This window comes from Acinetobacter lactucae (assembly GCF_013344765.1).
Taxonomy (GTDB): Bacteria; Pseudomonadota; Gammaproteobacteria; order Pseudomonadales; family Moraxellaceae; genus Acinetobacter; species Acinetobacter lactucae_A.
Genome location: NZ_JABVBF010000006.1, coordinates 1 through 24,190 on the forward strand (window position 1 = coordinate 1; position 24,190 = coordinate 24,190).

A 24,190-nucleotide genomic window follows, 5' to 3' on the forward strand; every position below is an offset into this window, starting at 1 on the left:
ATATAGGAATATTACAAGGCGAGTTAATTAAGAATAATCGGAGTATTGCTCAATTCATTGGATTGATCGGGCATGTGTTCGTCATAAAACCGTGACAACACCTCTCCAATTTGTTGTACGCCCATCACTACAGCTTGTTGATATTCTTTTTGTTTAAGCTTTTGTACTATTGCTTCACAAATCTGTTGCCAGACTTGCTCGTTAGTCGCATTTCGAATACCACGGTCAAATATAATTTCTACTGTTCGTTCGCATAAATTTAGGTATAACAATACGCCACTATTTAAGGCGGTATCCCAAACACCTAATTCTGCAAATAATTGCTGTGCTCTTAATCGAGTATTTTGTCTGTAGGCCTGTGACACTGGAATATGGCCTTCAATTACAACCTGTATTTCTCCAACATGCCCATGTTCTGCCTGCTGTACAGCATCAGCAATAATTTGCTTATCTTGTTTTGAAAAATATCGGCTGCTGGCTGGCAAGTAACAAAAATGCTTGAACCAACGCTTTAGGCTAGGTTCTACAGATTCCTCAATTTTGGGCTGAGTAATAATTTGTGTTGTTTCTGATGTTGTTACCATGAGCCTGAAGCACCTCCACCGCCAAAACGACCTCCGCCGCCACCATAGCCTCCGCCACCTCCGCCGAAGCCTCCTCCGCGTCCACCGCCTCCAGAACCACTTAAAATGGCCTGTAAAATAAATTGGGCAATTGATGTAATGAGTAAAAAGAAAATACCAAAACCAAGTAGTACGCTAGTGACTAATCCTGCGCCATTTACGAATCCTGCTACCGCAGCAGCCACACCTGCTGTAGATGCACTAAGCGGACGACCAACAATAAACGAACCCACAATTCCAGCAACAAGGATAAATAAAGCCATTGTCAGCGTTGTCTGCTTGGCTCGCTGTTCTTCTGCAGCTTGATGCTGACGTTCTTTTAAATCTTGGGCAGCTTGCTGTGCTACTTCCGGATCTAAATTTAAAATTCTTCCAATTTCATCAAGGCCTGCATTTAAACCTTGTGCATATTGGGCTTGTTTAAAATAAGGTGTAATTTGGTTTCGAATAATCCGACTCGCTACAATATCAGGCAAAACACCTTCTAAACCATAGCCGGTTAAAATTTGCATACGGCGATCATTTACCGCAACTGCAATGAGTAATCCATTGTCACGTTTAGATGATCCCAATTGCCACTTTTCACCAACACGTAATGCATAATCAAAGATATCTTCTTGGCCAGTGGTAGGAACAATCACGATACCAATCTGCGCTTTGCCTTGTTGGTATAAACTTAGAATTTTTTGATCGAGTTGTTGCTTCTCAGCCTCGCTTAAGATATTGGCTTGATCAATAACAGGCTGGTTTAAAGTTGGCAAACCACGAATTGATTCGCCATCAGCCATATCATTCGCAACTTGGACTTGAGGAGCAGGGCTTGAAGCAGCTTGCCCTTCTAGTTTAGTTACAGTAGCTTGAGTTTGTTGCTTTTGAATAATTTTGCCAGCAACTATTGCGTCTGCCTCATCGTTCGCAGTTGCAATATTACTTTCACTCCATGCCGTATTCTGAAAAAGAACACCACAACAGAGCAAAATTAAGGTCGAAATAAAGACCTTAATTTGCTTTGATTGAAGCAATAGAGTATCTCTCATACGGCACTTCCTTGATTTAAATTAATCAAAAGAAACTTTTGGAGCCTGTTGTGCAGATGCTTCTGCTGAGAAATTGGCTTTAGGATGCATACCAATTACTTTTGCTGTTACTGCCTGCGGGAACTGACGCACGTATGAGTTATAGTCTTGTACCGTTGTAATATAACGATTACGTGCAACAGCTATACGATTTTCTGTGCCCTCAAGTTGAACTTGTAATTCTTGGAATTGAGTATTGGCTTTCAAATCTGGGTAATTTTCCGAAACAGCAATGAGTCGAGATAATGCCCCTGTTAATTGACTTTGAGCCTGTTGATATTTTTCAAGTAAAGCTGGGTCTTCTAAAACTTCTTTATCAACTTTTAAACCTGCAACATTAGAACGAGCCTGGGTCACTTCGGTTAATACTTGCTCTTCGTGCTTAGCATAGCCTTTAACGACGTTTACAAGATTTGGTACCAAATCTGATCGACGTTGATATTGGTTCTGTACTTCAGACCACGCTGCTGTTACAGCCTCATCTTTTACTTGTAGAGTGTTATAGCCACATCCCGAAAATAGTAAGGTACTGGCAAGTGTTGTTGCGATCGCAAATTGTTTCAACGTTTTCATCGTCACATTATCCTCAAGTTTTTCTTTATATTTTTAACCTCTTTACCTGATTGTATGATGAATTTGGCAATATTGTGTTGCTTTTATTTTATTGATTTAAACAACCGGATTTTTAAATCCGGTTATCTATTAGCTTAATCGTTGATCTTTTTCTTGTTCAAAACTTGCCATTTGATATTCTTCTGCTAAAGAGCTCTTCCAATAATTAACCATTCTGCCATAATCTTTTTGACTCGGATGGAAGTCTTTTTTGTAATATGCGAAGTATTCTGGCATTAACTGAACAAGCATCTTAATCAGTAAATATAATCCAAATAAATTCCCTCCAATTTTAGGTAGGCTGTTCCATTTATCTTGCCAAAATAAACGAGTTGTCCCATAAAAAGCGAGACTCGCAAATCCTGTAGTGACACTACGCATCAATAAACGACGGATACGATCATCACCATATACATGTTGATAAACATCAAATGCGACCGAACGATGTTCGATTTCTTCAATTGCATGCCATACCCAAAGTTTTAGCGCGTCTTCATCTAGTGTTTTTAATAACTCTGGATGTTGTAAGACATATCCACCTAGTAAAGCAGTGAAATGTTCAAATGCACAGGTCAATGCCAATTGCAGCTTAGGTGGAATTGTTCTTAAATATTTATCACGCTCATTTAACCAGTTTTGGAAACTGTCCAGATTATAATCATCACGTCGCCAAGCTTCATTAAACTCGCCATGTGCTTTGGAATGCATAGCCTCTTGTCCAATGAAAGCCGCAATTTGTGCTTGTAATTGAGGGTCTGAGACTTTATCACGTACATTACGTACGCTATTTACGAAAAACTGCTCTCCTACAGGAAACGTTGATGAGAGTGCAGTTAAAAAATGAGACATGAGGGGTGAATTTGCAAAATAGTGCCGCTTGATCGCCTTTGGATTAAATTCAAGACGACGCACTGTAATACCCAACGCTTTTCGACGATTTAAATATGATTTTTCTGCCGTCATACCTGCGATGTTCATATTCAACACCTATTGTATTGAAGAAGGAAGTTTCGAGTATGTCGCGAGCTTAAAAAGCTAAAAAGGGCAAAAAAGCTTATTATATTTGCCAAAAACATCAAAGTGACTAATGGTAGACAATAAAAAAGCCTACTTGAAGTAGGCTTTTTTGAGTCTTTTAACAAATGGCTTTATTAAACACCAAGGTAGTCCAAAATGCCTTCGGCAGCTTGACGGCCTTCCCAAATCGCAGTTACGACAAGGTCTGAACCACGTACCATATCACCACCCGCAAAGATTTTCGGGTTTGATGTCTGGAATTTGAATTCTTGCTTTTCAGCTGCGACAACACGACCTGAACCATCAAGATTAATATTCGCGTTACCAAACCAATCTGCTGGGCTTGGGCGGAAACCGAAAGCAAGTAAAACTGCATCAGCTGGTAATACTTCCTCAGAACCCGGAATTGGCTCAGGGCTGCGGCGGCCGCGACTATCTGGTTCACCCATTTGTGTCGTTACCACTTTTACGCCTGTCACTTTGCCATTTTCGCCAACAATCTCGATCGGTTGACGATTGAATAGGAATTTTACACCCTCTTCGTAGGCATTTTTTACTTCACGTGCAGAGCCCGGCATGTTGCTTTCATCACGGCGATATGCACAAGTTACATCGTGAGCGCCTTGACGTAAAGAAGTACGGTTACAGTCCATCGCGGTATCACCACCACCTAGAACAATTACTTTTTTACCATCTAAGCTGATGTATTCACTTGGATCTTTTTCCCAACCTTGGCAACGGTTCACGTTGGAGATCAAGAAATCAAGCGCGTCATAAACACCATCAAGATCTTCACCCGGGAAACCACCCTTCATGTAGGTATAAGTTCCCATACCCATGAACACAGCATCATATTCTGTAAGTAATTCATCAATCGTGATGTCTTTACCAATTTCAGTATTTAAACGGAATTCGATGCCCATACCTGTGAAAATTTCACGGCGGCGTTTCATTACATCTTTTTCCATTTTAAATTCTGGAATACCAAATGTAAGTAAGCCACCAATTTCAGGACGCTTATCGAATACAACTGGTTTAACACCACCGCGAGCTAGAATATCCGCACAGCCTAAACCAGCGGGACCCGCACCAATAATTGCAACTTTTTTGTCAGTCCATTTTACGCCTGACATATCTGGACGCCAGCCCAAAGCAAAGGCTGTATCGTTGATATATTTTTCAGCATTACCAATGGTTACTGCACCAAAACCATCATTTAGGGTACAAGCACCTTCACATAAACGGTCTTGTGGACATACGCGACCACATACCTCAGGTAGCGTGTTCGTTTGGTGGCAAAGCTCAGCAGCTTGGAAAATTTGGCCTTCAGCAATAAGTTTTAACCAGTTTGGAATGTAGTTATGTACAGGACATTTCCATTCACAATAAGGGTTACCACAGCCTAAACAACGGTGAGTCTGATTAGTGACAGTTTCAGATGTAAAAGGCTTATAAATTTCCACAAATTCTGCTTTGCGGACAGTAATATCTTTTTTCTCTGGATCTTGACGTGGTACATCCAGAAATTGAAAGTCATTATTTAGGCGTTCTGCCATGTCTCTCTCCGTGGGTAGGCGCGGATTTCCTTGTTGCCCGCACCTGCCTATGTCTTTGCAGTCGTGGAATTATTGTGGGTCAGCTTGTGTTGTTTTCAAAAGCGTTTGCAAATTAGCAGCTTTTGGTTTCACAAGCCAGAATTTACGGCTGTAGAAATCGAACTCATTGCGGATTTTATAAGCCCAAGCACTACCAGTTTCTTTGATGTGCTCATCGATAATACGCAACAAGAACTCTTTATGATCTTCCATAGATTCTGTTGAAATACGATTTAAATCAATCAATTCGTGGTTGTAGTAATCTACGAAATCATTATCAAGGTCAAGTACATAAGCAAAACCGCCTGTCATGCCCGCACCAAAGTTATGGCCTACTTTACCAAGTACAGTCACAACACCACCTGTCATATATTCACAACAGTGATCACCAGCACCTTCGATTACCGCAAATGCGCCAGAGTTACGAACCGCAAAACGCTCACCCGCTGTACCAGCTGCAAAAAGCTTACCGCCAGTTGCTCCATACAAACAGGTATTACCAATAATTGCTGTGTTTTGGGTTTGGAAAGGCGAGCCTTGTGGTGGGAAAATCGAAATACGACCACCAGCCATACCTTTACCTACATAGTCGTTTGCATCACCTTCAAGACGGATGTGTAAACCACCAGCATTCCAAACACCAAGAGACTGACCAGCTGTACCAGTTAAGTTCATTACAACTGGATGTGCTTCCATACCCAAGTTGCCGTAGCGACGAGCAATTTCACCCGAAACACGAGCACCGATTGAACGGTCACAGTTCACGACGTTGAAGTTGAACTGACCACCAGCGCTTGACTCAATTGCAGGAAGCATTTCAGCAACCATTTTCTCAGCCAATACACCTTTATCGAATGGTGCATTACCTTGTACCTCACAGTACTGTGCTTTACCTTCAGCAGAAGGATGTGAGGTTAACAATGCACTTAAATCAAGGTGAGCATGTTTTTCAGTTTCACCCGGTAATACTTCAAGCAAATCAACACGACCAATTAAGTCTTTCAATGAAGAAACACCTAATGCAGCCAACCATTCACGAGTTTCTTCCGCAATAAAGTGGAAGAAGTTGATGAGCATTTGCGGCTCGCCAATGTAGTGTTCTTGACGTAAATGATCTTGCTGCGTTGCAACGCCAGTTGCACAGTTATTTAAGTGACAAATACGGAGGTATTTACAACCTAAAGCGATCATTGGGGTTGAACCAAAGCCGAAACTTTCAGCACCTAAAATTGCTGCCTTGATTACATCAAGACCAGTTTTTAAACCACCATCAGTTTGTACACGTACTTTTCCACGCAAGTCGTTTACACGAAGTGCTTGATGTGCCTCACTAAGACCCAATTCCCATGGAGAACCCGCATGGTGAATTGAAGAAAGTGGAGATGCTGCTGTACCACCGTCATAACCTGAAATGGTGATGAAGTCTGCATAAGCTTTTGCAACACCAGCTGCAATTGTTCCCACACCCGGCTCAGATACCAACTTCACAGATACCATTGCTTTCGGGTTAACTTGTTTCAAGTCAAAAATTAACTGAGACAAATCTTCAATTGAGTAAATGTCGTGGTGTGGTGGAGGTGAAATTAGCGTTACACCTGGTACCGAGTAACGTAAACGCGCGATTAAACCATTTACTTTACCACCAGGTAACTGACCGCCTTCACCCGGTTTTGCACCTTGAGCAACTTTAATTTGCAATACTTCAGCAGAAGTTAGATATGCAGGAGTTACACCAAAACGACCCGATGCGATCTGTTTGATTTTCGAGTTACGAATTGTACCGTAGCGAACAGGATCTTCACCGCCTTCACCAGAGTTTGAACGACCACCAATCGTGTTCATTGCGATTGCGATTGCTTCATGTGCTTCTGGAGAAAGAGCACCTAAAGACATACCTGCCGAGTCAAAACGAGGCAAGATATCTTCAACCGATTCAACTTGCTCAACTGGAATTGAATTCGTTGTTTTTAACTTAAATAAGTCACGGATTGTCGCTACTGGACGGTTATTTACCAGCTCAGCATATTCTTTAAAGTCTTCGTATTTACCAGACCGAACTGCTTTGTGTAATGAGTTAATCACGTCTGGATTGAACGCATGATACTCTTTATCAAATACGAACTTAAGCAAACCACCTTGATCAATTGGCTTACGATTTGACCAAGCTGTCGCTGCTAATTTTTTCTGGTCTTTTTCAAGGTCAGCAAATGTTGCACCCTGAATACGGCTTGGAACGCCCAAGAAACATTGATCAACAACTTCAGATGACAAACCTACCGCTTCAAAAAGCTGACCACCGCGATAAGAAGCAACTGTAGAGATACCCATTTTTGAAAGAACTTTTAATAAGCCTTTCTCAATACCTTTACGGAAGTTTGCTTGCGCATGGATTGGGTCACCTAAAAGCTCACCTTTAGCGATCAAGTCATTGATCACGTCATATGCAAGATATGGATAAACTGCGGTTGCACCAAAACCAAGTAATACCGCAAATTGGTGCGGATCACGTGCAAAACCAGTTTCAACCATGATGTTTGCATCAGTACGTAAACCAGTTTTAATGAGGTAATGATGTACCGCACCTGTTGCAAGTGCTGCGTTTGCAGGTAATAAACCTTGACGGATATTTTTATCTGTTAAAACGATTAAAGTCTTGCCGTCACGAACTGCTTGTGCTGCTTCTTCACAGATACGTGTGATTGCAGCTTGCAAACCTTCTTCTTCAGCATAGTTTAAATTGATATCAACTGCTTCATAACCCGGACGCTCAATGCTACGGATTTGCTGCATTTTTGAATTTGACAATACAGGGCTAGAGATGATGATACGGTCAGCATGCTCAGGGCCTTGCTCAAATACATTCTGCTCACGACCTAAACAGGTTTCGAGCGACATTACAATTGACTCACGTAGCGGGTCAATTGGCGGGTTTGTCACTTGAGCAAACTGTTGACGGAAGTAATCTGTCACGTGGCGTACTTGACGAGACAATACAGCCATTGGCGTATCATCACCCATTGAACCAACAGCTTCTTGCCCACTTTCAGCAATAGGACGCAATAACTGGTCACGCTCTTCAAATGTCACCATAAACATTTTTTGAGCCGCTTTTAAAGCATCGCCAGTTAAGCCTTTATCGATTAATTGTTCTTCAAGTTCTGGGTTTGCATTTAAACGAATCGCATGATCACGTAACCACTCACGGTACGGACGCATGTTTTTCAAATGCGTACTAACATCTTTAGTATCAAGTACTTTACCTGTTAAGGTATCAACTACTAAAATTTGACCAGGACCTACGCGACCTTTAGAAACTACGTCTTCAGGCTCGTAACCCCAAACACCGATTTCAGATGCCAAGGTAATGTAATCATTTTTGGTAATTACCCAACGCGCAGGACGTAAACCATTACGGTCAAGCATACAGATCGCATGACGACCATCTTGAATAACAAGTCCAGCTGGACCATCCCAAGCTTCCATATGCTTAGAGTTAAACTCATAGAATGCGCGTAAGTCTGCATCTAAAGTTTCTACGTTTTGCCAAGCTGGTGGTACAAGCATACGTAAGGCACGGAATAAATCCATACCACCACCCACCAAGATCTCAAGCATGTTATCTAAGCTTGATGAGTCTGATCCTGTACGGTTAACGATTGGATTAAGCTCAGTAAGACCAGGTAATAATGGGTTTTCAAATTTAGGAGTACGCGCTAACGCCCAGTTACGGTTTGCTGTAATTGTGTTGATTTCACCATTATGAGCAAGGTAACGGAATGGTTGAGCCAATGGCCAACGCGGTAATGTATTTGTAGAGAAGCGTTGGTGGAATACTACGATATGTGATTTTAAACGCTCATCCGCCAAGTCTGTATAGAACTCAGCAATTGCAGCCGGCATCATCAAGCCTTTATAGCTGATTACTGTCGAACAAAGCGTAGTCACATAAAATAATGGATCATTTTGTAATTGTTGTTCTGCACGACGACGTGCCAAGAATAATTTACGGTTAAATTCAACCTCAGTCACACCCATTGGACAGTTCACAATAACCTGTTCAAAAGCAGGGAGAGATTGAAGTGCAATTTCACCTAGTGCATCGTTATTAGTCGGGACAACACGCCAAGCCAGTACGCGTAAGCCTTCTGCCTCAATTTCTTTATTTAAAATATTTTTAGAATGTTGCGCTAATGCCGGATCAATATTTAGAAATACCGTACCCACAGCAAAAATCTCACTCAGTGTAATATCACTCAGTTTTTTTGCTTCATCACGAAAAAATTGCTTTGGCATCGCCAATAATAAGCCGCAACCATCTCCCGTCTTGCCATCTGCGGCAATACCACCACGGTGCGTCATGCAACTTAAACTGTGAATCGCGGTTTCTACAAGATGATGACTTGATTCACCCTTCATATGGGCGATCAGTCCAAAACCACAGTTATCCTTAAACTCATCAGGCTGATATAAACCTTGAGCGGGAGCTACAGTATTAGGCGATGGCATGTGCATAGCGTACCCTTCTTTCAATAAGGCTCTTTCGAGCGTCAAACAAACAACTTCTTTTTGCGATAGTGCCTACGGATGATTGTTAGCTCAATGTTTCGCAAAAAAAAATTTTGGGCTGATAAGCCAATATACGCTGTTCCATTTTTACGTACACTGGTTTTTGCTAGAAAAATGTTTTGACTTATTTCGCACTCTTTTAAAGCAGTTCGACCCCACAACTCTGCATAGAATTCACTCTTTTGAGCGCCAAAATAGTTTACAGCATATTAATAAGCACAAGAATAAAGCAAAAACTATGCCAATGTAATTTTTGTAGGGTAAGTGTTTATATTTATTAAAAATAGCTAGGTTTTATTCGCGTTATCATTTTAATAAATGACTAAATATGCACCACAGATGATCAAAAAATATATCTATTCCCTGTTTTTGCACCATACTTGTGCAACATGGACATGTATTTAATTACCTCTCGTGCCCTCATTTGTTACATTCTTCGCAGAAGCTTCAGTTGCGCGATTTTGTTGAGCCTTTTTAGCGGTATCAGTGGCAGAATTAGACTGATGTACATCAACAACATTCCCCTCAGCATCTCGACGAATAATTGTTGTTCGAGTTGTAGAATTAGTTACTGGAGCAGTTACTTTAGGTTGTGCATTCACAGCTCCTCCTACACTAGCCCCTATGAGTAAAGACTCATCAATTTTAGGCAAGGCAGCTGGACGTAACCGCACTTCATAAGTTTGGCTAATTCCACCTTTCATCTCATCTGCCCCTAAATCATTGACTAATGGTGCATAGGTCGAGAATTGTTGTGGTTGTGGTTTAATTGACTCAGGCAAATCAAGATTCAGTTGCGTTAATTGCTGAATAGCATCTTCAGAACGTTTAAATACACCATTAGTAAGAACATATTGTTCAGATTGCTTATCTCCACTTAAACGGAAGTAAATAAATTTATTACGATCGGTACGATTCTTTAAAAAGTTTTTAATAATATCTTCATCAGACGCGCGGAAAAGCTCAAGCGTCCATTGTTTCTTGTTTTCATTAATGAACTTTGTACCACGGAACTCAGGCTCGTGCTGACCAGAAGCAACCGTACGGGTTGTTAAATCAAGAGGCCTAACTTCATCAGCTAAAGCCCCTAAGTTGGCCGTTGTTGCTACTTTTTCTGGTTGAATTTGCACTGGCGTATCTGAATCAGCTGCTTTTTCAACCTCAACAAGCTTCTTACTATCGGTCATGACCCAGAAAATAAAAGCCAGAAACAAGCAGACAATACCACCCACCAACCAGATATATTGTTGAACATTCTGCCAAAGTGTACGTGATACAGTCATGTGTTACCTTAATTTATTATCCGTGTTGATTCGCCAAAATAGCTTGTTTCATGAGCTCAACATCAAAGTCTTTCGTAATTACTGCTTGTCCTAGTTGCTTTAACAATACCAAACGTAATTGACCATTAAGGACTTTTTTATCATGCGCCATATATCCAAGGAATTCATCCAATGGAATTTTTGGACATGATATCGGCAAATTAGCGCGTTGAATAATTTTTTTTGTACGCTCTACATCATCGCTTGAAATCCAACCCAAACGTTGCGATAAATCAGCTGCCATTACCATACCCGTCGCTACTGCTTCACCATGTAACCAAGTACCATAACCAAGGTAAGATTCAATAGCGTGACCGAAAGTATGACCAAAGTTCAGTAGAGCTCGTTCACCCTGTTCTTTCTCATCATTAGCAACAATACGCGCTTTATGAGCACATGAACGATAAACGGCTTCTGCTAAGAGGTCAGCATCTCGCCCAATCAACCCATCCATATTCTGTTCTAACCAAACCAGAAAATCAGCATCGCCTAACAATGCATATTTAATGACTTCTGATAATCCAGCAGACAACTCTCGATCTGGCAAAGTATTGAGTTGAGCCATATCAGCCAAAACAACTTGAGGTTGCTGAAACGCACCCAGCATATTTTTACCGAGCGGATGGTTAATTCCGGTTTTACCGCCCACACTTGAGTCTACTTGTGAAAGAAGCGTAGTCGGAACCTGAACAAAATAGACGCCGCGCTGGAAACATGCCGATGCAAAGCCAGCCATATCACCAATAACACCACCACCTAAAGCTAAAATCGTACAATCACGATTAAAACCAGCTTCAAGTAAAGCATCAAAAATTAAATTTAGATGTTGAATATCTTTATATTTTTCACCATCTGGCAAAATACAAGTCGCTACAGTTTTACCCAAGCCTTTTAAAGCTTCTTGATAATGAGATAAATATAAAGGAGCAACCGTTTCATTACTCACAATCATGACCTGTTGACCATGAAGATAAGGCTCAAGCAACTGTTTAGGATCAAGTTGACTGCCAATAAAAATAGGATAACGGCGTTCGCCTAATTCAACATGTAAAGTTTGCATGAGTTTATAAAACCACAAGTAAGTTTGGCTATTTTAGCGGGTTGGACAAAATAAGTTGCAAAATCTTTTGAGCAAGATCACGAGCAGCACCCTGATTGGTTTCAATCGTGTAATGCGCAACTTCACGATATAAAGGGTCACGTATTTTTAACAAGTCTCGTAATTTTTCTTCAGGGTTTTCAACTTGTAATAGAGGTCTATTTTTATCGCGGTAGGTCCGCTGTAATTGTAATTCTACAGGAGTGTAAAGATAAACAACGATACCACGTTGCTTTAGAAATTCGCGATTGGGTGCTTGAGTAATCGCCCCCCCTCCTGTCGCTAACACCAAGGCCTTACGGGAAGTCAACTCATTTAACACTACAGTTTCACGAGTACGGAATCCAAACTCCCCCTCTTTCTCAAAAATCCAGGGAATAGTGGCACCTGTTTTGCGTTCAATTTCATGATCGCTATCTAAAAATTCACGCCCTAATAGTTCGGCTAAATGACGTCCAACGGTTGTTTTTCCTGCCCCCATGGGCCCTACCAAATAAATATTTGGCAGGGTTTCAAACGCTTTGCTTGGCAAGGCGCCACCTATTTCAATTGCTTTCATTAAAAAATATATTAATGATTTCTCACCAAAGTGTCATTAACAATTCGTGGCGTAATGAAAATCAGCAACTCTTGTTTATCATCTGATTTCTGATCTTTCCTAAATAGGCGTCCAATTCCCGGTAAATCTCCAAAGAAAGGAACTTTTGTTTGAGAGTTAAGGGTTGTCTGCTCAAAAACACCTCCAAGAATGACCGTTTCGCCATTATTCACCAATACATTCGTCTTGATATTATTTTTATTTAGGATCAATTCACCATTAGGAGCAGCACCCGAAACTGAATCCTTTGAAATATCCAATTTCATTTGAATTTTACCATCAGGAGTAATGCTCGGAGTAACATCCAAACTTAAAAGTGCATCTTTAAAAGAGGTACTTGCTGTAGCACCAGCAGCAGAATTAGTTGTGGTTTGATATGGAACCTGTTGACCTGTTGCAACTTTTGCAGGTTGTTTATCTGCAGTCATTACTTTAGGTGTGGAGATCACCTCACCATAACCATCAGCTTGTAGTGCAGAAAGTTCGAGATCAAGCATAAAATCAGACATACTGATTAAACTAAAAGCTATGCTACTAGCTCCAGCTGATGTAACCCCCAAATCTACATTTAAATTATCTGGTCGCTCAATCGTGTATTTCCCTTCATCATCTGGCTCTCGTAAATTCCACAAGGTCGTTTCGCTACCACCAACTAACAAATTATTATTGTTAGTAATCCCTTGCGACAATATGCCCCATTTAACGCCGAGTTCTTTGGTAAAAGAAGTAGAGGCTCTTACAATACGTGCCTCAACCATAACCTGCTTAACCTGTACATCCAACAGATCAATCATTTTACGAATTTGATCAATCGACTGAGCCGTATCGTTAATAATTAAGGTATTGGTACGGTCATCTTGAGTAATCGTTCCACGTGGACTCAATAAACTCCCTACGTTATTACCTAAACTATCAACACCAGTATTTAAATTAGTAGAAGTTGATGTCCCGCCAGCAGAAGTTCGTTGTAAACCATTGCTATTATTTGAACCTTGAGTAATTAAGCCCATAATATCCTGAGCCTGCGCATATTTCAGTTGAATATACTCAGTTTGCAATGGAGCCAGCTTGACACTCTGCGCAACAGCTTTTGCTTCTTCTTCTTCTGCCTTGATTAGTTCCGCAACTGGAGCAATCCAAATTACGTTTCCATTTCTACGTTTATCTAAATTTTTAGTTTTTAAAATAATATCAAGTGCTTGGTCCCATGGAACATCTTTTAAACGCAAAGTAATATTACCTTGAACGCTATCAGCCGCTACCATATTAATGCCTGTGAAATCAGCCAGTAACTGTAAAACGCGACGAACTTCAATATCTTGAAAATCAAGAGAAAGCTTATTACCCGAGTAATTAGGAGTCTTATATAAAGAGGTTACATTTTTATCCTGAGGGCGCTTTAAGCTAATAGTCAATTTATTTTCCGCTTGATAAGCCATGTATTCATAGCTACCAGTGGATTGAATCGTAATAACGCCATTACCTTTTTCGTTATAAGATTCAATAGTCGAAACAGGAGTCGCAAAATCATTTACATTTAAGCGTTTAGCTAAATGTGTAGGAATTTTAGAACCCAATGTTCTCACTACGACCTTGCTACCTTGTTGTTGAACATCAACAGGGGTATTACTTCCATCTAAGTCAATCACAATAAGGCCTTCACCTTGACCACCCCGCTGAAAACCAATATTTGAAACACCTTGAGGTTGCGTCACACGTGTTGGTACAGGCTTAGCTACAGCTTGAGCTGAATTAATTTTTAAAATAAAAGTATTGCCTTCAATACGAGTTGTGAAAGCACCTGTCTCTCTTAAATTTACAGTTAAACGTGAACGCTGATCATCAGAGCTCACATCGACCGAGCTCGCCTCATTTGTTCCAATCGCTACTTTTGACTGTGTTAAATTCTGCTGCGCTTTATTAAAATCTAAAATTAAGCGTGAAGGGTTTTCGAGTTGATAGGCTTGTGGTTGCGGCGGTAAACCATTAAACATCACTCGAATTTCTGTACCCTGACCTGCTATTTGAGTCGGTACAATATTGGTCATGCTGACCTGTGCAGATGCAACCTGCATAATTGCAATCGCTACAGCCCCCATCGAAAACTGACTGAATACGTGATTCATTGTCTAACCATCCCCAATTAAATAATCTTTAAAAATAATTTTTTCTTTGTTATTCCCTAAACTCTAGGGTGCGGGTCCAATTAACACTAAGGTTCTTGGTCTCTCCACATAGCCTTCTCGTCCATCAGGGACAATTTCCACCAGATCGATCTGAGTCGGACCAATATGAGTAATTCGACCTTGATTCATCCCAATGTAGTTCCCCACCTGCACTCGCTCAATTTGTTGATCAGGTGTTTGAATAAGAGCCATGACTTGCCCACGGTTGCTACGCATACTTCCTTTCATATTTAAGGATTCTAATGCATAGCTTTCGAGTGGCTGAGGGGCTCGTGAGAAATTCGGATACACTCGTTTTCCTGCCATAATTTTGAGCTCAGCAGCAAGTGAGCTTGGTAAAAATGGGCTCTTTAACTGATGGGCTGCATAATTAAACTGTGGCACAGGCGTAAAAACAGGTGCTGGCTCTATAGCTTGTGGTGGTTGATTACGTATATCAGCCATTTGCTGATTTACAGCATCGATTCTTGAGTCACATCCAACTAAAGCTAAGCCCATCCCCAGAGAAAGTAAAATTTTCTTCAGTTTCATTAATTATCCCCCTACTTTCGCTTTGACTTCTTGATAGAAGGAATATTTACATTATGGCTATCGGAGGTGTTGGCTTGTGTCTCACCATTTATCCCTTGTGGGTCATTATTATTTTGGTTGTCACTTGCTCCCATATAGCGATAAGTTTTTGCTTTAATAGCGTAATTAAGAACAGGAATATCTGATTTACTATCTTTCACAGGAGCAGCTTCAACGACAAAATCGTGCATCGTTACAATACGCGGTAATGCGGCAATACTGCTGACAAAAGCACCAAAAGCGTGATAATCGCCTGTTGCCTCAATCGTAATTGGCTGTTCAATAAAAATTTCCTGCTTCACTTCATCTTCTAAACGGATATTTTTAAACTTCAGACCAGAATTCACTCCCGTTAAGTTAATATCTTCAACTAAACTTGGAATTTCGGTTTCTTTTGGCAATTGTTCTAACTGCTGATTGAAGTTGGCTTGCATCTCTTGAAGTTGAAGCTGATATTGCTGCAAGTTACGTAATTTTGAGTCTTTCTCTCGAAACTCATTTAATAAATTACCTTCTTGTGCCTGAGCATTATCAATTGCTTGTAGCTTTGGCTGAATAGCAACAAAATACCCCAAAGCCAATACAGCAAAGAAAATAAAAATCCAACACGTAATTTTCACAGATAATGGCCAGCTACCATAACTGTTCATATCGAGTGTGTTAAATTGCTGAAGAAATTTTTCTAAAGTGATCTTTTTTTTCTTAGATGGAGCTTGTTCTAAAGACAACTCATGAAGTTCATCAGGACTCATTCGCTACCTCCTTATCCGTACTTGCAGACGCATTGGCAGTATCATCTGTTGTAGTCACTCCCATTTCCCCTACATCAACAGTAACAACAAAACTGCCATAGTTATCTTCAACTCTAGGAAGCAAAGAACTTACAGGCTTGTCTTTTTTCTCTTCAGGCGCCAAAAAAGAACTCATAAAAGCGTTGCGATACCATGGTGATGCTTCGAGATTACGTAATAACTCTGCAACTGTATTTGGACTTTCCGCTTTACCTTCAATCGTAAATTTATCTCCAGTTCTACTAAATTTAGTCAAATACATGGCTGCTGGAGTCACACGCACCAATTCATCCACCAAACGTACAACGATTGGACGCTGGCTTTGCAATCCCTGAATAAGTTTCATACGTTCAATAATTGCGTCACGCTGTTCTTGCAAACCATTTAAGGTTTTAAGCTGTTGATCTAGATTCTGGTTTGTACTGATAATGAGTTGATTCGCTTGTTCTTGATCACTGAGTTTTTGATTCAAATAAAACCACCCAGAAAATACAGTGGTTATCCCCAAAACAACGACCCCAAAACATAAAATAATAAATTGTTTTTTACGCTGCTCCCGAAGCCCATCACGCCAAGGGAGTAAATTAATTGTTGCCATTAATCAAAACTCCTTAAAGCTAAGCCACACGCCACCATTAATGAGGAGGCATCATTTTCAATTTTTTGAATATCGACTTGAGGAGAAAAACCCATTTGTAAAAACGGGTTGGCAATAGTGACTCGGTAACCAAGTTTTTGTTGCAACAATTTAGCGAGGCCTGGAATGTTGGCATTGCCACCTGCTAGCAAAATATGATCTATTTCATTGAATTGGGATGAAGAGAAGAAAAATTGTAGTGATCTCGCGGCTTGCTGCACTACAGCATCTAAAAATGGCTCCAAGATTTCGATGTCATAATCATCTGGCAAAGAACGTTCTTTTTTCGCCCGTCCTGCTTCTTCTAAGGACAAACCATAACGGCTTTGAATTTCGAGAGTAAGCTGTTTACCACCAAAGACTTGTTCACGGGTATAAATGATTTTGCCATTTTGCATAACCGATAATGTGGTCATGGTATGGCCGATATCTAAAATGCCAATGGTATTTGCACCCATGGGTAAGCTATCAGCAAACACACTAAAAGCACGCTCGACAGCATAACTCTCAACATCAGCAAGCTTAGGCGTTAAATCTACCAGTTCCAGTACTTCTACTCGTGTTTCAACATTTTCTGTTCTTGTTGCAACTAAAAGTACATTTACACGATTTGGATTTGGCAGCCGATCTGGTAAAACCTCAAAATCAAGGCTCACCTCATCCAAAGGGAACGGTATATACTGCTCCGCATCTAATCGAATCTGAACTTCACGCTCATCATCGTTCATATCTGCATCCATTTCGATGGTTTTATGAATAACCGTCGATGTTGGAACAGCAATTGCGGCGTTAGTGGTTTGGGGATTTGCTAAATTCATCGCCCGTTCCAAAGCTTCTGCAACTGCTTCTGGATTTAAGATATTTTTTTCAACTACACTGTTCTCTGGTAAAGGCATTAAAGCATAGCTTTCCACCCAATATTTACCGTTCTTAACAGAGAGCTCTAACAACTTAACAGAAGTCGAACTAATATCGACACCCATTAACCCCTTATTCGGTTTACGATATAACCTGAGCACGCTATTGTCCTATTATTTTTTTATCCCCAAAAAAAATTACAAACCAATAATCTCGGTCTTTATTTTTACACGGATACAATATCTCATCTAACAATCCGCATGTCTAAAGGCTATACTGACCACAATTAGTTTGTATTCGATCTTATTAAAGCTTACTTATCATGAAAAAGCTATCCAGTTTGGGCTTCGTGCGTCCAATTTTTTTGATCATTATTATTATCTTAGTCTCACTTCCGATGGGCTTTTATGGCATGTATCTCTATATCGCCCCATCGCTTCCAGAAATGAGTTCACTAAAAAAAGCTCCGCTTTTAAAACCACTACAGGTCTATACATCAGATAACCAACTGATTGCGGAGTACGGTGGTAAGCTTTCTATTCCAGTTGAATACAAACAAATTCCTCCTGCTTTCATCCATGCATTTTTAGCAGCAGAAGATTCTTCTTTCTTTGAACATAGCGGGATTAGTTTTAAGGGATTAGGTCGAGCTCTGAGCGAAAGTGTGACGGGTTCAGATGTGCAAACTGGTGGTTCAACAATCACCATGCAAGTTGCAAAGAACTATTATTTGAGTCCAGAAAGAACTTTAAAACGTAAAATAACCGAAATCTTTTTGGCTCGAAAAATTGAGCAAAATTTGTCGAAGGAAGAAATTCTCAGTTTATATGTGAATAAAATCTTCTTAGGAAAAAATGCGTATGGTATCGCGGCGGCAGCCAAAATTTATTATAACAAAAGCATTAATGAACTGAGCGTTGCCCAAATGGCAATGATCGCTGGTTTGCCAAAAGCACCATCTAAATACAATCCAGTAGTTAATCCAGAACGCGCTCTCGAACGACGAAACTGGATTTTAGGCCGTATGTTACAGCTTGGTTATATTTCTCAAGCAGAGTATCAAAAAGCAGTTGCCGAGCCGATCAATTTAAATATGCCCAATCGGGATTTAAATAATATCCACCCATATGCAGGGGAAATGGTTCGTTCAGAACTTGTAAAGCATTTTGGTGAACAAGCGATTGATTCTGGTTATAAAGTCTACACAACAATTAATGCTAAACGCCAAGCGATTGCAGAAAAAGCTGTGCAAGATGGCCTTGAAGCATATGATCGTCGTCATGGCTGGCGTGGTGCAGAAGCACATGATAAACCATTAACTGAATTTAGAGCCTATGCCAACACTTATCCAGCACAAGTCACTAAGGTAAATAGCAGCTCTTTTGAAGCATTAATGCAAGATGGCTCAACCGTTACTGTTCAGTGGTCAGGCATGTCATGGGCACGTCCCTATCGTAGTGCAAATAGTGTAGGTGGGGCTCCTTCACGTGCATCTCAAATTGTTAAAGTTAAAGATATTGTTCGTTTACGCCCAAATGATAATAAAACAGCATGGTCTTTAGTTCAGGTTCCAAAAGTTCAAGGTCAACTCATTGCCATCAATCCTAACGATGGTTCAATTGAAGCAATTGTAGGTGGTTATAACTTCTACCAATCAAAATTTAACCGCGCGCTACAAGGTTGGCGTCAACCTGGTTCCACAATCAAGCCATTCCTCTATGCTTTAGCATTAGAAAGAGGTATGACACCGTATAGCATGGTGAATGATAGCCCTATTACGATCGGCAAATGGACACCGCGAAACTCTGATGGGCGTTACTTAGGTATGATCCCATTACGTCGTGCTTTATATTTGTCTCGTAACACCGTATCAGTAAGACTTCTACAAACCGTAGGGATTGAACGTACTCGCCAATTATTTATGGATTTTGGTTTACAAGAAGATCAAATTCCACGTAACTACACCATTGCCTTAGGTACTCCTCAAGTATTACCTATTCAAATGGCAACTGGTTATGCAACGTTTGCAAACGGCGGCTATCGTGTGCAACCTCATTTCATTCAACGTATTGAAGATGCTTACGGTAAAGTCATTTATGAAGCTAAACCAGAATACGCATGTATTCCATGTATTAATGCACCTGACACAACAGATGATGAGCAAAAACCTAAAACGACTGATGATGAAGTCATCGAAGTTACCAATAAAGATGTAGAACAAAAAGAAAACGCAGCTAAGCAGCTTAATCTTAAACAGACTGACAAAAACAACAGTCAGTATCGCCAAGCTCAACGTATTTTAAAATCAAGCTCTGCTTATGATATGGCGAACATCTTACGTGATGTAATTGAGCATGGTACAGGTCGTGCTGCACTTAAAATTGGCCGTAGTGATTTAGGTGGTAAAACAGGTACTACAAATGATGCAAAAGATGCATGGTTTGCAGGCTTCAACGGCAAGTTAGTGACTGTAGCATGGGTTGGATTTGACCAACCGACTACGCTTGGCCGCCGTGAATATGGTGGTATTGCTGCATTGCCGATCTGGATTAACTTTATGGGTCAAGCATTGCAAGGTACGCCAGCAGCTTGGGTTCGTTTAGATAAAGATGCTCAAGGCCCTATTTCTCGTGACAAACAACAAACCGTTACTGAAGTAGGCGATAAGAAAACTTATCGTGCGGCTCCACCATTAGCGCGTCCACTCTATCGCCCAGCACCACCACAACCAAAACTGAGCAATGACGATGACTTTTCTGATTTACCAGGTGAAGAAATTGTTATCCCATCTAAGGCTGCACCTCCTGCTATGAAACCTTCACAGGAGCCTGCGCCTAAGCGTGAAAAAGATGAATTAGAAAATCTGATTAATCAAATTGAATAATAGAAAAAGCCATCCTTAGATGGCTTTTTTATTGCGCTTCTGAAAGACATAAATTTGAAATGATGCTGTTACTTCTAATTGCGCTTGCTGCTCTAACTGCAAGCGACGCTCAGGAGAAGCTTTGTAAGCATAAGGCGTCATAGCAATCAGATTTTTTAAGGCCTGCTGATCAAGCACAAACGGCGCATCAATAATTTGCTCTCGCTTTAGCTCAAATAAATCTTGCAACTGCTCCACAAACTTTTCTGGTGTGTGAGGATTCACTTGCTCAAAAAGAGCCTCGCGCATAGCATACAAGTGTTCAGAGGCAGGTGTAACAACTATTAAATAACCATCATCTTTTAAAACACGCACAATTTCCGTTTGTGGAATCGGACTAAACAAACTAGTACAGGCATCCATACTCCGATCTAACACAGGTAAAGTCGCACCAGTTCCCACGACCCAAGTCACCTCATTATTCAGCTTTGCTGCACGCTGCACCGCATTTTGCGATATCAACACCAACGCACTGCTCAACCACTTGCTGCATAGCACTTGTATAGTAGCCCTCACCACATCCGATATCGAGTATCGCTTTTACATTGAGTTGCTTTAATAAGGTGACTACAGCCTGCTGTAAAGGCAGATAATAACCACCTTGTAAAAAAGCTCGTCGCGCATCTACTGACTCGGGTGTATCACCCGGGTTTTTACTATGTTTATGTTGCACAACGTGTAAATTGACATAGCCTTGTTTAGCCACATCATAACTATGTCCTTGCTCACATCGCCAAGTTCTTTCACTTAAATTCAAGAACTGACGACACACAGGACACATTAGAATTTGCTTAGTCACGTTTAATTATTCTCTTGTTCTTTTTGTTGTAAATAAGCCTTAGCGTGCACTCCAACAAAGGTACGGCCTGCATTTGTACCACTAATCCACTCATCTACCTGAAACAAATCAAACAGACCTACTTTGACTAAGGTTGGAATTGCGATCTTTAATTCCTCTTCAATCTGTCCTCTTTGCCCTGCATTATATAATTCAATATTGTGCAGCATTGTGGCTACAGTTCCTGTTTGAACCTGACTTCCATCTTTAAGTACGACCTGAGGCAATACTTCGCCCTCACCAACCACTTTTTGATTAATTACAGATAATTGGTCTAGACCAGCAACTTTTGTCATTCATCTCTCCAATAAAAAAAGCCAGTAGAACTGGCTTTATATTGACACTAAAATAAGATCTATCGCAATTTTAAAGTCATTAGACCTAAAACTACTAATATAATTGTAATAATCCAAAAACGAATCACAACTTGCGTTTCTTTCCAGCCCTGCTTTTCATAGTGATGATGCAGTGGCGCCATTAAGAACACACGTTTATTACGCATTCGCAAAGAGCCAATTTGTAAGAATACAGATACTGCCTCCATTACAAATACACCGCCCATAATTGCAAATACGATTTCTTGGCGAACCATAACTGCAATTGTTCCAAGCATCGCACCCAAAGCTAAAGCACCGACATCACCCATAAACACTTGAGCAGGGTGCGCGTTATACCAAAGGAATGCCAAGCCTGCACCAATCATGGCAGAACAGATTACTACGAGTTCAGATGTATATTTCACATATGGAATATGTAAATAGTTAGCGAAACGGATGTCACCAGACAAGTAAGCAAATACACCTAAACCTGTTGCTACCATGACGACCGGCATAATTGCCAAGCCATCTAAACCATCCGTTAAGTTAACTGCGTTAGAAGCACCATTAATCACCAAATAGGTAAATACAATAAATGCCAAACCTAAAGGAACAATTGAGAGCGGAATTGAAAGATTCTTAAAGAATGGAATCAATAAATCCAGCATGTTTGCCGTATGTTCTGCATTGGACTGTTGAGTTGCGATTAAATATAACGCAATACCAGCCCCAAGGGATGCAACAGAAGTCCAGAAAAACTTCTTACGTGCAGGTAAACCCGCATTGTCTTTATAGCGAATTTTAATCCAGTCATCTGCCCAGCCTACAGCACCAAACACAACCATTACACCAAGCACAATCCAGACATAAGGGTTAGATAAATCAGCCCATAGCAAAGTACTAATACCAATTGAAAGCAGAATTAAAATTCCACCCATGGTTGGTGTACCCATTTTTTTAGCATGATTTTCAGGAGCAAACGAACTTACTGCCTGACCGTATTTTAACGCTTGTAATTTACGAATCATGATCGGTCCAAGGACCAGACCAATGGTCAGTGAAGTTAATACACTGAGTAAAGAACGTAATGTTAAATAACGAACGACCTGAAACGAGCTGTGATAGCCCGCAAGTTGTTCAAACAACCATAACAGCATTTAAAGTTTCTCCATCAAATCAGCCATCAACGTTTCCATATGAGTAAAGCGAGAACCTTTAAACAGGAAACTCATGGACTGGGGTTGATGTGTTTGGATTAGATTGATTAAAAATGGAAGCGCCTCAGCTTGTGTCTGAAATGCTTTCACTTTATTAGAATGAGAGTCTGCACCCTCGAGAGCTGCTGGAGCGAACTGTCCAACTGCAATAATATGATCTAAAGGAAGCTCGGCAAGATCACGACCCAAATCATGATGCTCTTGCCAACTGCTATCACCTAACTCTCCAATATCCCCCATGACCATCACTTTTATGCCTTGTTGCTGCAACAACACTTGTGCAGCAGCGCGCATAGAAGTCGGATTGGCATTGTAGGTATCATCAATAAATAAGTAAGGTGATTTATGAATAAAGTTAAGACGACCTTTGGCTCCCTGAGCTTGCTCTAAGCCTTGGACAATATCTTCTAGTCCAATACCAATCGCTAAAGCAAAAGCTACAGCTGCGGTCGCATTTTGAACATTATGTTCACCCGCAAAAGGAAGTTTAACTGCACTAGTACCTTGCGGTGTATGAAGGTTAAAATTCGTTGACTGAGGCAATAATTCCACATCTGTTGCATAGACATCGCCCCCTGCACCAAATGTAGAAATATGATGAGCTTTTGCAGCATCAAGAATCTCAGCAGTGAAGTCATCTTGTTGCGGCACGATTGCAACACCATTTGGTAAAATATGACGATAAATTTCCGATTTAGCGCGGCAAATACCTTCACGGCCACCAAATTCGCCTAGATGAGCTGTACCAATATTTAAAATACCTGCAACATGGGGCTGAACGAGTTTTGATGTGTAATCAATCTCGCCTTGATGGCTTGCACCCAACTCCATCACCGCATATTGATGTTCCTTGCGAAGCTCGAGCAACATCATCGGTACACCAAGGTCATTATTTAAATTGCCTCGGGTGATTAGCGTCGGTGCCAAGCGCGACAATATACTTCCCAGCATTTCTTTGGTCGTAGTTTTACCACTACTCCCCGTCAAGGCAATTACCTTTAATTGTGAGTTTTGCTCACGGCGATAAGCGCCAAGTTGTCCTAAAGCCAATCGGGTATCAGTAACAACGAGTTGTGCAATATCTACATCTAGCGGACGTTCAACAATGGCGATTTGACAACCATTCGCTGCAACCTGAGCTACAAAGTCGTGTGCATCAAAACGTTCACCTTTTAGTGCTAAAAAGGCATCCCCAGTTTCCGCATGACGCGAGTCCGTCAAAATACGTTTAATTTCAGTTTGAGGGATCTGGTCTTTATGCCAGTAGCCCTGTGTTGCCTGTTGTAATTGTTGAGCGGTCCACGGTTCCAAAGGCACGGTACTGGTGGTTGAAGTATGCATAATT

General features: G+C 40.8%; 18 protein-coding genes and 1 pseudogene. 1 reads left to right on the top strand and 18 read right to left on the bottom strand.

Going from position 1 to position 24,190, the window contains the following annotated elements:
- Positions 1-23 precede the first annotated feature (23 nt).
- The 14 genes from HUN22_RS01575 to HUN22_RS01640 all read right to left on the bottom strand — a co-directional run bounded on the left by HUN22_RS01575 (position 24) and on the right by HUN22_RS01640 (position 17,711).
- Positions 24-584, bottom strand: a complete 561-nt coding sequence (locus tag HUN22_RS01575; RefSeq protein ID WP_174726245.1) for a TPM domain-containing protein — start codon at positions 582-584, stop codon at positions 24-26.
- Positions 578-1,660 (bottom strand): TPM domain-containing protein, encoded by a 1,083-nt coding sequence (locus HUN22_RS01580; protein WP_174726246.1) that lies wholly within the window; start codon positions 1,658-1,660, stop codon positions 578-580. The genes HUN22_RS01575 and HUN22_RS01580 overlap by 7 nt, the downstream gene beginning before the upstream one ends.
- A gap of 21 nt (positions 1,661-1,681) precedes the next feature.
- Complete coding sequence (locus tag HUN22_RS01585; protein ID WP_002117090.1) at positions 1,682-2,272, bottom strand: LemA family protein; 591 nt, start codon at positions 2,270-2,272, stop codon at positions 1,682-1,684.
- Positions 2,273-2,401: 129 nt separating this feature from the next.
- Positions 2,402-3,289, bottom strand: coding sequence for a metal-dependent hydrolase (locus HUN22_RS01590; RefSeq protein ID WP_025464175.1), 888 nt, complete (start codon positions 3,287-3,289; stop codon positions 2,402-2,404).
- Positions 3,290-3,462: 173 nt separating this feature from the next.
- On the bottom strand, positions 3,463-4,884 hold the full coding sequence (locus HUN22_RS01595) for an FAD-dependent oxidoreductase (RefSeq protein WP_125698041.1): 1,422 nt from the start codon (positions 4,882-4,884) through the stop codon (positions 3,463-3,465).
- 69 nt (positions 4,885-4,953) lie between these two features.
- Entirely contained in the window at positions 4,954-9,429 is a 4,476-nt protein-coding gene (gene gltB / locus HUN22_RS01600) for a glutamate synthase large subunit (protein WP_171254655.1), read from the bottom strand.
- Positions 9,430-9,890: 461 nt separating this feature from the next.
- Positions 9,891-10,772, bottom strand: coding sequence for a hypothetical protein (locus tag HUN22_RS01605; protein ID WP_174726247.1), 882 nt, complete (start codon positions 10,770-10,772; stop codon positions 9,891-9,893).
- A gap of 16 nt (positions 10,773-10,788) precedes the next feature.
- Positions 10,789-11,871 (bottom strand): 3-dehydroquinate synthase, encoded by a 1,083-nt coding sequence (gene aroB / locus HUN22_RS01610; protein ID WP_174726248.1) that lies wholly within the window; start codon positions 11,869-11,871, stop codon positions 10,789-10,791.
- A 28-nt stretch (positions 11,872-11,899) separates the two neighbouring features.
- Positions 11,900-12,469, bottom strand: a complete 570-nt coding sequence (gene aroK, locus HUN22_RS01615) for a shikimate kinase AroK (protein WP_174726249.1) — start codon at positions 12,467-12,469, stop codon at positions 11,900-11,902.
- An 11-nt stretch (positions 12,470-12,480) separates the two neighbouring features.
- On the bottom strand, positions 12,481-14,634 hold the full coding sequence (gene pilQ, locus HUN22_RS01620) for a type IV pilus secretin PilQ family protein (protein WP_174726250.1): 2,154 nt from the start codon (positions 14,632-14,634) through the stop codon (positions 12,481-12,483).
- A 63-nt stretch (positions 14,635-14,697) separates the two neighbouring features.
- A complete protein-coding gene (locus HUN22_RS01625) occupies positions 14,698-15,225 on the bottom strand; it encodes a pilus assembly protein PilP (protein ID WP_174726251.1) in 528 nt (175 codons plus the stop codon).
- 11 nt (positions 15,226-15,236) lie between these two features.
- Positions 15,237-16,016 carry a type 4a pilus biogenesis protein PilO gene (locus HUN22_RS01630; RefSeq protein WP_174726252.1) on the bottom strand — a complete coding sequence of 260 codons (780 nt, stop codon included), beginning with the start codon at positions 16,014-16,016 and terminating at the stop codon, positions 15,237-15,239.
- Positions 16,006-16,653, bottom strand: a complete 648-nt coding sequence (locus HUN22_RS01635; RefSeq protein WP_174726253.1) for a PilN domain-containing protein — start codon at positions 16,651-16,653, stop codon at positions 16,006-16,008. Before HUN22_RS01635 ends, HUN22_RS01630 begins: the two co-directional genes overlap by 11 nt.
- A complete protein-coding gene (locus tag HUN22_RS01640; protein ID WP_174726254.1) occupies positions 16,653-17,711 on the bottom strand; it encodes a pilus assembly protein PilM in 1,059 nt (352 codons plus the stop codon). The genes HUN22_RS01635 and HUN22_RS01640 overlap by 1 nt, the downstream gene beginning before the upstream one ends.
- Positions 17,712-17,872: 161 nt before the next feature.
- Here HUN22_RS01640 and ponA point away from each other — a divergent pair, with 161 nt between their 5' ends.
- Positions 17,873-20,434 (top strand): penicillin-binding protein PBP1a, encoded by a 2,562-nt coding sequence (ponA, locus tag HUN22_RS01645; protein WP_174726255.1) that lies wholly within the window; start codon positions 17,873-17,875, stop codon positions 20,432-20,434.
- A 15-nt stretch (positions 20,435-20,449) separates the two neighbouring features.
- On the opposite strand, the pseudogene HUN22_RS01650 reads toward ponA, so the two are convergent.
- From HUN22_RS01650 to HUN22_RS01665, 4 genes and pseudogenes are all read right to left on the bottom strand, one after another.
- A pseudogene (locus HUN22_RS01650) lies at positions 20,450-21,272 on the bottom strand (putative RNA methyltransferase).
- Positions 21,273-21,274: 2 nt separating this feature from the next.
- On the bottom strand, positions 21,275-21,607 hold the full coding sequence (locus tag HUN22_RS01655; protein ID WP_174726256.1) for a DUF7709 family protein: 333 nt from the start codon (positions 21,605-21,607) through the stop codon (positions 21,275-21,277).
- A 59-nt stretch (positions 21,608-21,666) separates the two neighbouring features.
- Positions 21,667-22,785 (bottom strand): phospho-N-acetylmuramoyl-pentapeptide-transferase, encoded by a 1,119-nt coding sequence (mraY, locus tag HUN22_RS01660; RefSeq protein ID WP_002116751.1) that lies wholly within the window; start codon positions 22,783-22,785, stop codon positions 21,667-21,669.
- Positions 22,786-24,186 (bottom strand): UDP-N-acetylmuramoyl-tripeptide--D-alanyl-D-alanine ligase, encoded by a 1,401-nt coding sequence (locus HUN22_RS01665; RefSeq protein ID WP_174726257.1) that lies wholly within the window; start codon positions 24,184-24,186, stop codon positions 22,786-22,788.
- Positions 24,187-24,190 lie beyond the last annotated feature (4 nt).

Excerpts from the sequence above, each read along its gene's own strand:
- HUN22_RS01575 (WP_174726245.1), bottom strand. The coding sequence starts at position 584 with ATGGTAACAACATCAGAAACAACACAAATTATTACTCAGCCCAAAATT.
- HUN22_RS01580 (WP_174726246.1), bottom strand. The coding sequence starts at position 1,660 with ATGAGAGATACTCTATTGCTTCAATCAAAGCAAATTAAGGTCTTTATT.
- HUN22_RS01585 (WP_002117090.1), bottom strand. The coding sequence starts at position 2,272 with ATGAAAACGTTGAAACAATTTGCGATCGCAACAACACTTGCCAGTACC.
- HUN22_RS01590 (WP_025464175.1), bottom strand. The coding sequence starts at position 3,289 with ATGAACATCGCAGGTATGACGGCAGAAAAATCATATTTAAATCGTCGA.
- HUN22_RS01595 (WP_125698041.1), bottom strand. The coding sequence starts at position 4,884 with ATGGCAGAACGCCTAAATAATGACTTTCAATTTCTGGATGTACCACGT.
- gltB (WP_171254655.1), bottom strand. The coding sequence starts at position 9,429 with ATGCCATCGCCTAATACTGTAGCTCCCGCTCAAGGTTTATATCAGCCT.
- HUN22_RS01605 (WP_174726247.1), bottom strand. The coding sequence starts at position 10,772 with ATGACTGTATCACGTACACTTTGGCAGAATGTTCAACAATATATCTGG.
- aroB (WP_174726248.1), bottom strand. The coding sequence starts at position 11,871 with ATGCAAACTTTACATGTTGAATTAGGCGAACGCCGTTATCCTATTTTT.
- aroK (WP_174726249.1), bottom strand. The coding sequence starts at position 12,469 with ATGAAAGCAATTGAAATAGGTGGCGCCTTGCCAAGCAAAGCGTTTGAA.
- pilQ (WP_174726250.1), bottom strand. The coding sequence starts at position 14,634 with ATGAATCACGTATTCAGTCAGTTTTCGATGGGGGCTGTAGCGATTGCA.
- HUN22_RS01625 (WP_174726251.1), bottom strand. The coding sequence starts at position 15,225 with ATGAAACTGAAGAAAATTTTACTTTCTCTGGGGATGGGCTTAGCTTTA.
- HUN22_RS01630 (WP_174726252.1), bottom strand. The coding sequence starts at position 16,016 with ATGAGTCCTGATGAACTTCATGAGTTGTCTTTAGAACAAGCTCCATCT.
- HUN22_RS01635 (WP_174726253.1), bottom strand. The coding sequence starts at position 16,653 with ATGGCAACAATTAATTTACTCCCTTGGCGTGATGGGCTTCGGGAGCAG.
- ponA (WP_174726255.1), top strand. The coding sequence starts at position 17,873 with ATGAAAAAGCTATCCAGTTTGGGCTTCGTGCGTCCAATTTTTTTGATC.
- HUN22_RS01655 (WP_174726256.1), bottom strand. The coding sequence starts at position 21,607 with ATGACAAAAGTTGCTGGTCTAGACCAATTATCTGTAATTAATCAAAAA.
- mraY (WP_002116751.1), bottom strand. The coding sequence starts at position 22,785 with ATGCTGTTATGGTTGTTTGAACAACTTGCGGGCTATCACAGCTCGTTT.
- HUN22_RS01665 (WP_174726257.1), bottom strand. The coding sequence starts at position 24,186 with ATGCATACTTCAACCACCAGTACCGTGCCTTTGGAACCGTGGACCGCT.